This is a genomic window from Trebonia kvetii (assembly GCF_007827045.1).
GTDB lineage: Bacteria > Actinomycetota > Actinomycetes > Streptosporangiales > Streptosporangiaceae > Trebonia > Trebonia kvetii.
Window position 1 is genome coordinate 614,959 of sequence record NZ_RPFW01000006.1, and the last position, 13,156, is coordinate 628,114.

General features: G+C 67.5%; 13 protein-coding genes and 1 pseudogene. 9 read left to right on the forward strand and 5 right to left on the reverse strand.

Annotation, left to right across the window (positions count from 1 at the left end; genetic code table 11):
- The first annotated feature begins 32 nt into the window (after positions 1–32).
- The 3 genes from EAS64_RS31470 (at position 33) to EAS64_RS31480 (ending at position 1,583) form a co-directional block, all read left to right on the forward strand.
- On the forward strand, positions 33–614 hold the full coding sequence (locus EAS64_RS31470) for an HdeD family acid-resistance protein (RefSeq protein WP_145858922.1): 582 nt from the start codon (positions 33–35) through the stop codon (positions 612–614).
- A 57-nt stretch (positions 615–671) separates the two neighbouring features.
- The gene (locus tag EAS64_RS43985; protein ID WP_187366307.1) at positions 672–788 is read left to right on the forward strand and encodes a cation-transporting P-type ATPase; all 117 of its coding nucleotides are present in this window, start codon (positions 672–674) and stop codon (positions 786–788) included.
- A gap of 222 nt (positions 789–1,010) precedes the next feature.
- Positions 1,011–1,583: a cation transporting ATPase C-terminal domain-containing protein gene (locus tag EAS64_RS31480; RefSeq protein WP_281283349.1), complete on the forward strand. Its 573-nt coding sequence runs from the start codon at positions 1,011–1,013 to the stop codon at positions 1,581–1,583.
- A 24-nt stretch (positions 1,584–1,607) separates the two neighbouring features.
- Here EAS64_RS31480 and EAS64_RS31485 read toward each other — a convergent pair whose 3' ends face one another.
- Entirely contained in the window at positions 1,608–3,377 is a 1,770-nt protein-coding gene (locus EAS64_RS31485) for an Ig-like domain-containing protein (protein ID WP_145858926.1), read from the reverse strand.
- Positions 3,378–3,782: 405 nt separating this feature from the next.
- On the opposite strand from EAS64_RS31485, the gene cls reads away from it, so the two are divergent.
- Positions 3,783–5,261 (forward strand): cardiolipin synthase, encoded by a 1,479-nt coding sequence (gene cls, locus EAS64_RS31490; protein WP_145858927.1) that lies wholly within the window; start codon positions 3,783–3,785, stop codon positions 5,259–5,261.
- An 88-nt stretch (positions 5,262–5,349) separates the two neighbouring features.
- On the opposite strand, the gene EAS64_RS31495 is transcribed toward cls, so the two are convergent.
- Positions 5,350–5,985 carry an NADPH-dependent F420 reductase gene (locus tag EAS64_RS31495; RefSeq protein ID WP_145858928.1) on the reverse strand — a complete coding sequence of 212 codons (636 nt, stop codon included), beginning with the start codon at positions 5,983–5,985 and terminating at the stop codon, positions 5,350–5,352.
- Positions 5,986–6,493: 508 nt separating this feature from the next.
- Between EAS64_RS31495 and EAS64_RS31500 the strand changes: the two genes are divergently transcribed.
- Positions 6,494–7,333, forward strand: coding sequence for a phytanoyl-CoA dioxygenase family protein (locus EAS64_RS31500; RefSeq protein ID WP_222849752.1), 840 nt, complete (start codon positions 6,494–6,496; stop codon positions 7,331–7,333).
- Positions 7,334–7,469: 136 nt separating this feature from the next.
- On the opposite strand, the gene EAS64_RS31505 is transcribed toward EAS64_RS31500, so the two are convergent.
- Positions 7,470–8,567 carry a GH12 family glycosyl hydrolase domain-containing protein gene (locus EAS64_RS31505; RefSeq protein WP_145858931.1) on the reverse strand — a complete coding sequence of 366 codons (1,098 nt, stop codon included), beginning with the start codon at positions 8,565–8,567 and terminating at the stop codon, positions 7,470–7,472.
- 877 nt (positions 8,568–9,444) lie between these two features.
- Here EAS64_RS31505 and EAS64_RS46270 point away from each other — a divergent pair.
- Both EAS64_RS46270 and EAS64_RS46275 read left to right on the forward strand, forming a co-directional pair.
- Positions 9,445–9,915: pseudogene (locus EAS64_RS46270) on the forward strand (ROK family protein); the annotation flags it as partial.
- Between the two features lie 121 nt (positions 9,916–10,036).
- Positions 10,037–10,399 carry a hypothetical protein gene (locus EAS64_RS46275; protein ID WP_246115954.1) on the forward strand — a complete coding sequence of 121 codons (363 nt, stop codon included), beginning with the start codon at positions 10,037–10,039 and terminating at the stop codon, positions 10,397–10,399.
- A 184-nt stretch (positions 10,400–10,583) separates the two neighbouring features.
- On the opposite strand, the gene EAS64_RS31515 is transcribed toward EAS64_RS46275, so the two are convergent.
- Together EAS64_RS31515 and EAS64_RS31520 are read right to left on the reverse strand one after the other, a co-directional pair.
- Positions 10,584–11,264: a hypothetical protein gene (locus EAS64_RS31515; protein WP_222849753.1), complete on the reverse strand. Its 681-nt coding sequence runs from the start codon at positions 11,262–11,264 to the stop codon at positions 10,584–10,586.
- Between the two features lie 708 nt (positions 11,265–11,972).
- Positions 11,973–12,431, reverse strand: coding sequence for a MarR family winged helix-turn-helix transcriptional regulator (locus EAS64_RS31520; RefSeq protein ID WP_145858932.1), 459 nt, complete (start codon positions 12,429–12,431; stop codon positions 11,973–11,975).
- 63 nt (positions 12,432–12,494) lie between these two features.
- Between EAS64_RS31520 and EAS64_RS31525 the strand changes: the two genes are divergently transcribed.
- Positions 12,495–12,863 (forward strand): VOC family protein, encoded by a 369-nt coding sequence (locus tag EAS64_RS31525; protein ID WP_145858934.1) that lies wholly within the window; start codon positions 12,495–12,497, stop codon positions 12,861–12,863.
- A gap of 33 nt (positions 12,864–12,896) precedes the next feature.
- Entirely contained in the window at positions 12,897–13,097 is a 201-nt protein-coding gene (locus EAS64_RS31530) for a hypothetical protein (RefSeq protein ID WP_145858935.1), read from the forward strand.
- Positions 13,098–13,156: the final 59 nt, after the last annotated feature.

Consider the following 13,156-nt stretch of genomic DNA (forward strand, 5'->3'; position numbering starts at 1 on the left):
CGCGGTCACCATCGGCATGATGGAGGCTGCTCATGAGCACCATGGACGAACGAACGGACATCGGATCCAGGACACGCGCAGGGCTGTGGCGGCTGACCGGTCCCTGGTGGATGTTCCTGCTGACCGGCATCGCATGGCTGATCATCGGGTGGATTGCATTGCGGTTCACCCCCGCCTCCATCGCTACCGTGGGGGCCCTGCTTGGCGTGCTGTTCTTGTTCAGCATGTTCAATGAATTCCTGCTCGCCTCGATGCGCTCCAGCTGGCGCTGGCTGCACGCGCTGATGGGCGTCATTTTCGCCTTCGGCGCCGCCTGGTCGTTCGCGCAGCCGTTCGACGCGTTCTGGACGCTGGCCTCGATCCTGGGCCTGCTGCTGATCTTCCGGGGGACACTCGACATCATCAGTTCCGTCGGCGCCAGGGACGCCAACAGCACCTGGTGGCTTGGCCTCGTGGCCGGAATCCTGGAGATCTTGCTCGGCTTCTGGGCCTCCCAGCAGTACTACGCGATACAAGGGGCGCTGCTGCTGGTCTGGATCGGGTTGTTCGCCCTGTTCCGCGGCATCTCCGAGTTCGTGACCGCGTTCGAGCTCCGCAGGGCCCAGCACCCCTAGCTCAGGTCGACGGCATCGGCGTGAGCCCGCGTCAGTCCCGAGCACAAGGTCCGCCTAGTGGACGTGCTCAGGAAGAAGGGCCAGATCGTCGCGATGACCGGCGACGGTGTCAACGACGCGCCCGCGGTCAAGAAGGCCGACATCGGGATCTCCATGGCACCGGCACCGAGGTGACCAAGGAAGCCGCGGTGATGATCCTGACCGACGACAACTTCTCGACTATCGTCCGGGCGGTCGAACTGGGCCGCGTTCTCGACCATCGTCCGGGCGGTCGAACTGGGCCGCGGGCTGTATGACAACCTCGCCCGGTACATCCGGTTCCAGATCGGCGGCCTGGTCGGCTACATCACCACGTTCCTCGGTGCCAGCATCTTCAATGTCGCGGAGGGCATACCCCTGCTCCCGCTACAGACGTTGTGGGTGAGCTTCACCATGCTGTCCATCCAGTCGGTCGGGCTCGGGTACAGCAAGCCCGCCGCTGGGCTGATGGATCGCCCGCCGCTGCCGCCTAGCCGGCCGATCCTGACCCGCGCGCTCATCGTTTGGCTCGCCGCGGTGGGACTCCTGATGGCCGTCGGCACCATGAGCGCGATCAGCTGGGCGGACCAGGCTCACGGGCTGGCCATCGCCCGGACGATGGGCATGGTCACGTTCGCACTGTTCATTTTGTTCTTCTCAATCGAGTCCAAGGACGAACTGGACTCAGCGTTCTCTGTTGGCACCTTCTCCGACAAGACGTTCGTCATCACGAGCAGTGGATCCTTCATCCTGCTGATCCTGTCCACCGTCCTTGGCATCTTCCATACCGTTATGAAGACTGTCAGCCTCGACGGCCAGCAGTGGCTGATCTGCATCGCAGTTGCACTGTCAATCGTGGTGGCCGCCGAGATCCGCAAAGCAGTCCTGCGGCAGACCGCCGCGAAGGCCATTCAGCCGACTGGCCCCCGGACTGGAGCCATTACCAGCTGAACGTCAGCCGGCCGCACGTCCCCACTACCCGGTGACCTTGAAGGTTTTCACGGCCGAGGACGAGGCCGCGTACGGGGCGGCGCCGTGGTATCTGGCGACCAGCTTGTACGTGCCGTTCTTCAGTTGCTTGGCGCTGAGCTTGCAGCTGCCGGCGCCGACCTTCAGGGTGATGGTGCACACGGCCTTGCCGTTGACCGTTACCGTGACCTTGCCGGCCGGGGTCGGGGTGGTCGCCGTGACCGCCACGGAGATCTTCTCGGCCGTCTCCTTGCCATACGTGACCTTCGCGGCCGACGGCGACGCGGTAGTCAGCGTGCTGGCCGGCGTCCCCCGGGACAATACCCAAACCTCGGTGCCGCCGTGGTCGTTGCCGCCCGCGACGCACACGCCGGGGGCGGAGCAGGAGACGGCCCGCAGGCCCCCGCTGCCGGTACTGCCGGCGACCTGCCTGGCGGTCGCCCAGGTGCCGCCGCTCTGCTGGGCGACGTAGCTGATGGCGGCCCGGCTGATGCCGGCCCCGCAGTCGCCGGCGGCCGGGCACGAGATCGACGCCACCCCGATGCCCCGCTCCGTCTTGGCCATGCCCGCGACCGGCTGGGCCGTCTGCCACTTGCCGCCAACCTCGCTGACGAAGAACACGTTCTGCTCCGGCGCCGACGGCCGGTAGCTGCCGCCCGCGGAGCAGTTGCCCGGGGTGGCACACGAGATCGCCGTGACGCTGCCGGTGTCGACCGACGCCGGGCTGAGCTTGGCGAAGCCGCCGACCACGCTCGATGTCCACGTGCCGCCGGACTCGCTGGCGACGAACGGGACCGTGTGCTTGCCCGAGTTCGTCCAGCCGCCAGCCGAGCAGTCGCCGACTGCGGGGCAGGACAGCGAGGTGACCGCGCCGCCCGCGGCGGCGTAGCCGGGCAGCGTCGCCACGTCGCCCCAGACCCCGTCGGTCTCCGTGGCGACAGCGGTCACCGAGGTATTCGCCGCGGAGACGTCGCTGCCCGCGAAGACGCAGTCACCCGGCTTCGGGCACGAGATCACCGGGGAGGTCGAGCCCTCGTACTTGGACCCGGGCACCAGTACCGCGGTGCCCCAGACGCCCTTGGTCTCGGTGTCGACGAACTCCTGCGAGCCGTTGACGTTCCCAGTGACCGCGCAGTCGCCCGCAGCGCTGCAAGACACCGAGGTGGCATTGGCGTAATTCCCCTGGTTGAGCGCGTCGGTGCCCGGGATCTGCCGGGGCGCGCTCCACCTGCCGTTCACCTCGTTGAGGTAGAAGGCGCCGTAGGTGTCCACGTAGCCGTTGACCTCGACCTCCTCGGAGTCGTAGCCGACGGCGGCGCAGTTGCCCGGCGAGGCGCACGAGATCGCGCTGACCCCCACGTAGCTCGGAAAGCCCCCCTGGCCGAGCTCGACGATCTTCGGTGCCGTCCATGTGCCGCCCGACTCGGTCGCCACCCATCCCTCGCCCACCGTGCCGTCGTTGAGGCCCTGGCCCGTGAATTCGCCCCCCGCGGTGCAGTCGCCGGGCGCGGGACACGACAGGGCTCTGAGTTCGATCCCGCCGCAATAGTTGCCGTCGGCCGGGCAGTTCAAGTTCCCCCGGGCCGCGATCGCGTCCAGGCCGGGAATCCGCTGGACCACGCCCCAGGCCAGGGGCGGCGCGGAGGCCTTGGCGGCGGCGTGGGCGCCCGGCCCTTCGGCCACGGTGGCGGCCAGCAGGACGGCGGCCCCGGCCAGCAGCGTCGCCGCGGCGGCGAGGCGGCGGAAGCGCGGCGATTGCGCGACATGCCCGGACACGGCAACTCCTTTGTTCCGCCAGGTGACGCGACTGCAGTCGATATGCGGGCAGGCACCGGGCCGGTGATTATCGGAGCTACTACGCCCCGTAGTCACTGGAGTCCCTGTGCCCGTCATCCCATGATGGCCGCTGGAATCACTCCGGGAGCAGTTTCAGCCCGGTCGCCCGCGTCGCCCTGGTCGGTTCGTACGAGCTCCTCATGATGGTCATCCGCGGCGCAGACACCGGCGTTCACGCCCAGCGCGTATGACGACGTCTGCCCGGCCGATCCTGCTACGCGGCTACCTTGCCGTCGTCGCTGAGACCCATCGCGACCTCGGGAGCCTGCGTGGCCAGGCCTTCTGCGTGGATAGTGCATCGAACGGTACGTTCTGCGTGTCGAGCGCTGAGGATAAGGAGCCGTGATGACGGGTGCGTCCGCTGATCTGGTTGTGGCGATCGTCGCGGTCAGCGTGTTCGCCATCCACCTGCTGACCGTGCTTCGCGCGGTCACCCGGCCGAACCGCACGCCGGCCTCGCGGGTGGCCTGGGTCGCGGTGGTCATGTGCCTGCCGGTCATCGGGGTGGTGGCCTATCTGCTCCTCGGCGAGACCAGCATCGGCCGCGAGCGGGTCCGCCGGCTGCACGAGGCTGAGCGGCGCCTGGCCGCGCCCGGCTCGGCGGGCGCCGAGCCGGGCGACCCGGTCGCCGCGGCCGTCTCGGAGCTGTGCCGCTCGATCAACGGCTTCGGCCCGACGCCGGGCAACCGCGTCGTGCTGCTTGGCGATCCGGCTGCGTCCCCGGCCGAGCCGGCACTCGACAGCGACCTTGCGATGAAGGCGCTGATCGAGGCGATCGAGGCCGCGACCGAGCATGTCCACGTGAGCTTCTACATCTGGCTCGATGACGGCAACGGCGGCCGGGTCGCCGACGCGATCAGCGCCGCGGCACGGCGGGGCGTGGCCTGCCGGGTCATGGTCGACGCGCTCGGGTCGCGCGACTTCGTCCGCGGCCCCCGCTGGCGCCAGCTGCGCGAGGCCGGCGCCCATCTGCTCGCCGCCCTGCAGGACATCCCGCGCCTGGGCCACGCCGCGGTCGGCCGGGTCGACCTGCGCAACCACCGCAAGCTGGTCGTCATCGACAACCGGATCGCGTTCTGCGGGAGCCAGAACTGCGCCGACCCGCAGTTCCGGGTCAAGGCGAGGTACGCGCCCTGGATCGACGTCCTGTTGCGCTGCGAGGGGCCGGTCGTGCGGCAGGCGCAGCACCTGTTCCTTGGCACCTGGATCGCCGAGACCGGCGAGGACCTCTACGCGCTGCCCGCGGCGGCACCCGAGCCACAGCGGTACGACGACGGCGTGGTCGCGCAGATGTTCGGCACGGGGCCGACCACGCCCGGCAACACGATGTCCGACTCCTTCGTCAGCGCCCTGTACGCCGCCGAGCACGAGCTGATCATCACCACGCCGTACTTCGTGCCCGACCAGGCACTACTCAGGGCCGTGTGCGCCGCGCCGCGCCGCGGCGTGGAGACGACCCTCGTCGTGCCCGCCCGCAACGACTCCCGGCTCGTCGCGGCCGCCTGCCGGAGCGCCTACCCGGACATGCTGCGGTGCGGCGTGCGCCTGTTCGAGTACCCGCTGGGCCTGCTGCACACCAAGTCGATCACCGTCGACGCCCGGATCACCCTGGTCGGCTCGGCGAACATGGACCGGCGCAGCCTGGAACTCAACTTCGAAAACAACCTGCTCGTGATCGACCCCGGCGTCACCGCGACGATCCGTGACCGCCAGCTCGGCTACCTCTCCCAGTCGACCATCGTCAAGGCCGAGACCGTCGAGGACTGGCCGTTCCGAGCCCGGCTGGTCGACAACGCGATCGGAATGGCCTCCCCCCTGCTCTGACCGGTGCCCAGCCAGGTCAGCGGCCAGACGGCGACGTGGCATCCTTCCGCTATCAACCGCAGCAAGCCCTGAGTAGATGCAGCCAGACTCAGGCCTCACCGATCAGGGACCGCGCCTCTGTGCTGCCGACGACGAGATCGTGAAGGTCGCCGCCCACCTCGAGCCGCCCCGACTGCTCGATCCCGCCGGCCTTCACCGGCTCGAAGTCGGCCGTCTGGATCAGCCGCTGGACCTCCTGGCCAGCGCGGTCGTCGTCGGTCACGTAGAACAGGACCGCCGGCTTCAGCGGCCGGCGGCCAGCGGACTCCAAGAGATCGGCCCGCATGGTCCCGAAGGCCATGGCCAGGCCCGCCCCAGCCGGCAACCACCCGGTCACAACCTTCCCGGAGGATTGCCCTTTCGGCAGGACACGCGCGAGGTTACCTTGCGCGTCGATGGTGACCGGGTTGCTCGGAACGACCACGACCTTGTCGGCCAGCGCGCCGGCGATCTCCTCTATGACGCCCTTCAGCACGGTAAACCGCAGCGCCAGCACGACGGCATCGGCGCCCTGCAACGCGTCGCGGTTGTCGGCGGCGACGACCGCAGCGGGGCCGATCTGTGCAGCCAGTGTTCGAGCCGTCTTTCTGTCGGCGTTGTAGAGCCGCAAGTTCTCGCCGCCTGAGGCGAGCTGGCGGGCGATGACGGATCCGAGCCCTCCAGTGCCGATGAGTGCGGTGGCCATAACCGAAACCTCCAAAGTGTCACCCGGTGAGCTGGGGACCCGCTGCTGGGGACAGCCAGTGAACGCGAGTCCAGTCACGCTCAGGCTCGGGCGGCATCTCCAGGGTGACGGCTGGCTATTGGTTGGGTCTCACAGCTCGCTTACAACGGGCCTGTGCCCTCTTGGCTACCCAGAACCGCACCTGTTGACCAGTCCCGAGACGGCCGGTAATCCCGGACCACGGTCCTCCAGAACCGGCGGCGCCAAGTCGTGAACCAAACCGTCAAGTACGTCCAGAGTCGTCGAGATGGTCCCGACGTTCCAGCGACGTGTCTCCGTTCGGGATAGAAAGATATTGTCCCGAACGGAAGGTGGCTTCGCTGGTCCCCGCACGCAGTCTGTTCACGTCGGCCCGCCCTAGACGGCGGACCATAATGATGAAAAGTCATGGCTGGGAGGAGATCGCGTGCCGAGGAACTGCAGGCACCTGACCGGCGAACAGGTCGAGCATTTTCTGGAGCGAGGTTTCGTGACGGTGCGGGGTGCCTTCGACCCTGCCGACGCGGAGCAGTGGCTGGACAATGCGTGGCTCCGCTTCGGTTATGACCGTCATGATCCGGCGAGCTGGGCAGAAAAGCGGATCCATCTATCGTCACGTTCGCATGTGGACGCCCGGACGTTCGCGCCTGCCGCCTTGGGCGCGGCCATGGACCTGGTCGGCGGCGAGAGCCGGGTAACGCTGCCGTGGCAGTGGGGCGACGGTTTCATCGCCAATCTCGGGGTGGGTGACGACCGGCCGTGGCAGCCGCCGTCGCCGGCGGTCGGAGGATGGCACAAGGACGGTGATTTCTTCCGGCATTTCCTGGATTCGGCAGAGCAGGCGCTGCTGACCTTCGTGCTGTGGACGGACATGCTGCACAAGGGCGGGGGCACGTTCGTGGCGGCCGATTCGGTGCCGGTGGTCGCTCGCTTCCTCGCCGAGCACCCCGAGGGAGTCCTGCAAGAGGATTTCGATTACGCCGAGTTGATCGCGCAGTGTCACGACTTCGTGGAGATGACCGGCGAGGCCGGTGATGTGGTGCTGCTGCATCCGTACACGCTGCACGCCACGTCGCAGAACGTCCTCGGTGTCGGCCGGATCATCACGAACCCGCCGTTGGCACTGCGCCAGCCGATGAACTTCAGCCGGCCGCACGCGGATGACTTTTCCCTGGTGGAGCAGGCACTTCTGCGCGGGCTTGGCGTCGATCGGCTCGACTTCGTGCCGACCGCGCCGCGGGAGAACGTGGTCCCCGAGCGGGTACGGCAGCAGCAGGCGCGGGCGATCGCGGAAAACGAGCGGCTGGCCGCCGCCAAGCGCACGACATAGAACAGCGCGGCCGTGCGCAGCGCGGGTGCGGATAGGAGTAAGCCGAACCCGTTCGGGATCATCCAAGTCATGCACATGGGCGCACGGTTACGGCAGCCCAGCCGCCGTAACCGTGCGCCCTGGTCATACGGCGGGGTCAGGAGCAGGTGATGCTCGCCGGGGCGTTGTTAGTCCCGGTGACGTTGGCCGTGAATCCCACGGTGAGTGAGCCACCAGCGGGGATCGTGCCGTTGTATGGCTGGTTGGTCACCGTGACCGCTTGTCCTGACTGCGTGTAGACGCCGTTCCACAAGCTGGTGATCTGCTGGTTGCCCGGGAAGTTCCAGGCGAGCTTCCAGCCGTTCTTCGGGCTGCTTCCGGTGTCCTTCACCACGACCTGGGCCTGGAAGCCGCCGCTCCAGGAGTTCACCACCGAGTAGGCCGCGGTGCAGGCCGCCGGAGTCGGGTTGGAGCCGCCGACGTTCACCGAGAACGAGTTGGTCGCGAGACCCGCCCCGCCCTGCCACAGCTCGAAGCCGGCCTCGATGTCGATCAGCCACCAGGACGGCTGGATGTAGCCGCGGCTGATCGCGTCCTGCACCAGCGGCGCGAGGTCGAGACCGCTCACCGAGGTGGTCGGGGTCGTCATGGTGTAAGAGACGGTGTTCCACCCCTGGGTGCCGAACCAGACGTTGTAGCCGCGGCCGCCGATGGCGGTGCCGGTGGCGACCTGCGAGCCGAACGGCTGCACCGGGCCGTTGTGGTTCAGCCAGATCATCAGCTCGGTACCGTTGGGCTGGCCGGACGTCGTCGGTGTCTGGTTGAACCAGATGTCGTAGGCGACGTCGTAGGCGTTGCTGCCGCCGGGCTGCGTGGTGCTCCAGCTCGTGGTGACCTTGCCTGCGGTGATGGCCGAAGCCTGGACCGGGTTACCCGACAGGCCGCCCGACGTGCAGTTGCCCCAGTGGCAGCCCTGGTAGATGGACGGGTAGCCGCCGGGTGCCCCGTTGGTGGCGTTGCTGATGGACGAGTTGGCGACCGTGAAGTCGGCGTTGCCGTCGGTCGTGATGCACTCCGGCGCGCTGGAGCCCCACTCGTTGTTCTGCACGGTGTATACGCCGCCGCCCACGGCCGCCGTTTGCGACTGGCAAAGCTGGGTGGTCGCCGCACGTGCGCCGCCCGACCCGGTTACGAGCAGCCCGGCCGCGAGCAGCCCGGCTGCGGCCAGACCAGCCGCCCTGTTTATCCGAGACACCGGACGCGTCTCCCTTCGCGAATCTTCCGTTCGATATCGAACATTCGGGACGCTAGGGCGACAGCAGGTCCGAAAGCCATAAAGTGCCAGGAACCCCAACCTTAGGGCCAGGTCAGGGACTTGAAAGAGACCGTGAAGTCATGAAAATTACTTACCAGCCAGCAAACCGGCGCCATCGGCGGCCGCGTAGTTGACGGCCTGCTGCGTGCTCATTCGCGAGCCCGCCGACAGCCGCCATCAACCCGGAGTGTTGGCCAGCGGGAGTTTCGGAGCGGGCTGCACCCTGATCCCGACCACCGATAAAAGCACGCCCGCCGCCTTCTACCCGTTCTTCAGCGCCTTCCAGCATCGAGCCCGGCGACTTCATCTGCTACTACGCGCCCTGGGACGGTTACGACTACGACACCTGACAGCGGCGAAGTGCCGCAGGTTCACGGTCGCCCCCGTGCCCACGCTGTCCAAGAAGGCGGCGTCGGCTCGTATGACAGGGGTCCGTAAACCAGCGGATGCTACATTAACGGCTTCCTTTATAGTGAAGCTTGTTACAAGTTTCGAATTGGGGGTGGCGATGCTGCGGCGGCGTCGCGGTACGATGCTGGATCTCCGGCGAGAGAACAGGGCAGCAGTTCTCTGGTCGCTGTACTTCAGCCGTCCCGGCAGCCGCCAGGATCTCAGTGCCGCGACCGGGCTGAGTACCACTTCCGTCACTAATGTCGTCCGCGAGCTGATCGACGACGGCATCGTCATCGAGGTTGGATCTGAGGGATCCGACGGCGGCCGTCCGCGCATGCTGCTCGACATCAACCCGAATCACCGGTACGCGATCGGTGTCGATGTTGGCGAGACCCGCATCAGGGTGGAGCTATTCGACCTGGCGATGACGCCGCGGGCGAAGGCGGAGTACCCGCTCAACCCCGCCGAGCATGACGTGGACACCGTCGTGCAGGGCATCGTGTCCGGGCTGAACGCGGTACTCACCGACGGAGGAGTAGACCCCGCCGCGGTCCTCGGTGTCGGAGTCGGGGTGCCTGGGCTCGTCGAGCAAGGCCCCGAAGTTCTCGTGCATGGCCAGACCTATGGCTGGGACGCGGTACCGCTTGAGCGGCTGGTGCGGGTGCACACTGGCCTGCCGCTGCGATTCGAGAACTGCGCCAAGAACATGGGCCAGGCCGAGTTGTGGTTCGGCGCGGCCCGGGGCGCGGAAAACGCCGTGGTGGTCCTGGTCGGATCCGGGGTCGGCGCGTCGCTCATCTCCGGCGGCACTACCTGCCAGGAGGCGACCTCAAGCGCGACCGAGTGGGGACACACCACGATCGTGGCGGGCGGCAGGCGCTGCCGGTGCGGATCTTTCGGTTGCCTGGAGGCGTATGTCGGCGCCGAGGCGATCCTGGACCGGTGCGGCAACTCTCGGCGCGTGCACTGGCAGCACCGCCGCCACGCCAGCGCGGTCTCCCACCCAGCCGGCACCCGTGACGTCCACCGTGGCTGGTGCCACGCCCGCCCCGTCGTCACCGGCCGCCATGCGATCGGTGGTCGCGGTCGTGACGGGCTACTACCAGGCCATCGTGACCAGGAACTACCGGAAGGCGTTCGGCTACCTCGCCCCCGGTGCGACAGGGCCGGACGGCCGCCCGCTGACGCTGGCCTCGTTCCTGCGGCTCGCTCAGATGCTGGACGGCACGGGCGGGCCGGTGACCCGGTTTTCCATCGGGGCGGTCCCGTCCGGGGTGGTGATGACCCTCTACCGGGTCAGGTACGGCCCGTATCACGCGCACCTGCGGATGGTCAGGATGAGGCGCACCTGGGCCATCAGCTCCGTAGACCGGATATGAGATCGCTTGTTTCCGCCGGCGCGGTTTGGCCGTTACCGAACGTCCCGGCCGGGCCTACCGATCAGGCAGGATTACGGAATAGCGCTGACCAGGAGTTTCGCAATCGGCGGTGACCGGTGGCAGCAGCACCGACTTGCCAGTCTGGCCAAGCGCACAACGCCGTTGCCAGCGGCGATCTTGCCTCCTAGAGCGGGCGTTCTCGGGAAGGAGCGCCTCCGACGAAGTCGCGCAGCCGGTTCCAGCGCCGCTGGTAGCGCGGGCCGTAGCGATGTGCGGCGCGTGCCGCTCGTTGAGGTCGGTGAGCGTAGCGGTGCCTCGCCCACCACGACCCCGGTTTGGCCAGTCTCACTGCCCCTGCGAAGGCGATGACGCCGATGACGGTGCCGACGACGCCGGTTGGGACTTTGCCTTTGAGCAGGCATATCACGCTAAGGAGGAGATTGACGGCGAGAAGGGAGGCGGACGACCACCATGTTGCCGTGCCGACGCGGCCGGAAAGGAAGTCGGCGCCGCCGATCAGCGCTCCGGTTACCGCCAGCACGCAGAAGATGGCATCGACCGATTTTCGCCCGTCCTCGGTCCAGTAGACGTCCTGCAAGTGCAGCCACAGGGCGAACTCGTCGAGCGAGAGGCTGACCCCTATCCCGAAGATCGCGGCGGCGACATCGAGCGCTGTTCCCTTGGGTGTGGCGGACACCAGGACGATCCCGGTGGCGATGATGATCAATATCCCGAACACCTGGTGGTGGACATGAACGCCCGCGACCTGGAGGTCGCCAAGTCCGGCGCCAGCGCCGCTCCCTGAGCGAATCAGCCGAGTCACGGTTCTGGTGACAAGGAAAGTCACCAGGATCGCGACGAACATCCACATCATCGGCCGCAAGGCATGTCCGCCCGCGCCGATCGTGATCTTGAGCGCGGACCTAAACGACCGGAAGGCGGAGTCAGCGTCGACTAGCAGAACGTCCTCCCCGCTGGGCGCGTTGCCCTGAGTCAACGCGGCGTTGCTGTGACCGAGTTGAAGCGAACTGCTCCCGGTTGGTGCCCGAAGGGTGCTGCCCCCAAGGCCGTGGTTCCAGCGAGCAGTTCGCGTCTGGCCGGGCGGCCGCCAGGTGCGCATTCGGCGGGAGTCTCCCACCGTTGCGGCGGCTGCCAGCAGGCAATTACTCTCAGTATCTCTATGAGTATTTTGGGTGGCACCATGAGGGGTGCTCGCTCCGGCGCGGGCTACCGCGGGAAACTGCATGCGGACGGCTGACCAGCACGGAATGCTCACGTCTGTGCTTGCTGAGCCAGCCGTGTCGTCAGCCGCCTCCCGACGGCGCTGGACCGCAGAACTGGTGGCCGACCGCGAGGCGGCCGGCCTGCGGGGTGCATCCGCTCTGGCCAGGTGCCTACGGGTCGAGTGGCTGAACCGGTAGCATCCGGCACTGCTGGTGATGACTCGTTGCAGGCGCAGGCCGCTGGGGAGTTCGCGGGTGAGGTAGCGGCCGGGCGGGTGCCCCCGGTGCGCATCATCCGTGCCCGGCTGCACTCCTGTCCGGGCGCGATGAGACGTGCGCCGGGGAACGGGCTACGCGCCGTCGTTGCCATCGCGCAGGGAACGGGTCATGCTCTGCAGGATCCGGAACGCGTCTGACTGCTCGGTCTCGGTCAGGCCGGCCAGCATTCTGACCTCGACGGACCGGACCGCTACGGTCGCCTTCTCGAGGCTGCGTCGGCCGCGAGGCGTGAGCCGCGTGGGAAGAACCTTCCCGACGGGTGCCTCCGCGGGCCTAGTCACGTAGCCGTCTCGTTCCAGGGCCTGGAGCAGCACGTTCATCGTCTGCCGGGTCACGAAGGCGCCCCGCGCGAGCTCGGAGTTCGACAAGCCCGGTCGCTGGGCCAGCAGCTCGAGGCAGGAGTAGTGCGTCACGCTCATCCCGAGCGGCCGCAGCACCTCCTCCATGGCCGCACGCAGCGCGCTCGACGCCTCTTTCAGCAGGTAGCCCAGTGACGTCTCCAGGTCGACGCCGGCACCGTCTTGACTCATGTCAGTATTCTGACATAGATTGCCTGTGTCAGAAAACTGACACGAAAGGGAAGGAGCATCATCATGCCCGCCACCGGCCCCGACTTCATCTCGCTCCAAACGCGCGACCTCGACACTTCGCAGGCGTTCTACGAGCAGTACCTCGGCCTCGTCCGCTCGCAGGCCGGACCTCCGCACGCCGTCGTCTTCGAGACGAAGCCGATCGCGTTCGCACTGCGCGACGTCGTCCCCGGCACGGCACTCGCATCCGTTGCCCAGCCCGGTATCGGTGCCGCGATCTGGCTCCACGCCACAGACGTCCAGGCCATTCACGATGCGCTCGTCGCCGATGGTCACACCATCGTCTCCGCCCCGATCGACGGCCCCTTCGGCCACACATTCACCTTCGCCGACCCCGACGGCTACCAAGTCACCCTGCACGACCGCGCCTGACAGGCCAAACGGCCGCTCCCCATCGACGCCAAGATGGTCGTGGTTGCAGGCGGCGTCCAGGTCGCCGGCATCCTGCTGTGCGTCATGGACAACCGAGACCTGACGAAGTGCGAATGCTTCATCGACCTGCCCATGACAGAGACCAAGGAGAAGGTGAAAGGGATGCTCATCGCCGCCATGTCCGACGGGACCGTCCTCGCTCGCTTCGGCCGCCAGGCTGCCGGGTCAGTTTGACAGCCCTGATGCAAGATGCAGGAATGCGAGACTGGCGGAATCGGGCCATGCCCAAAGGG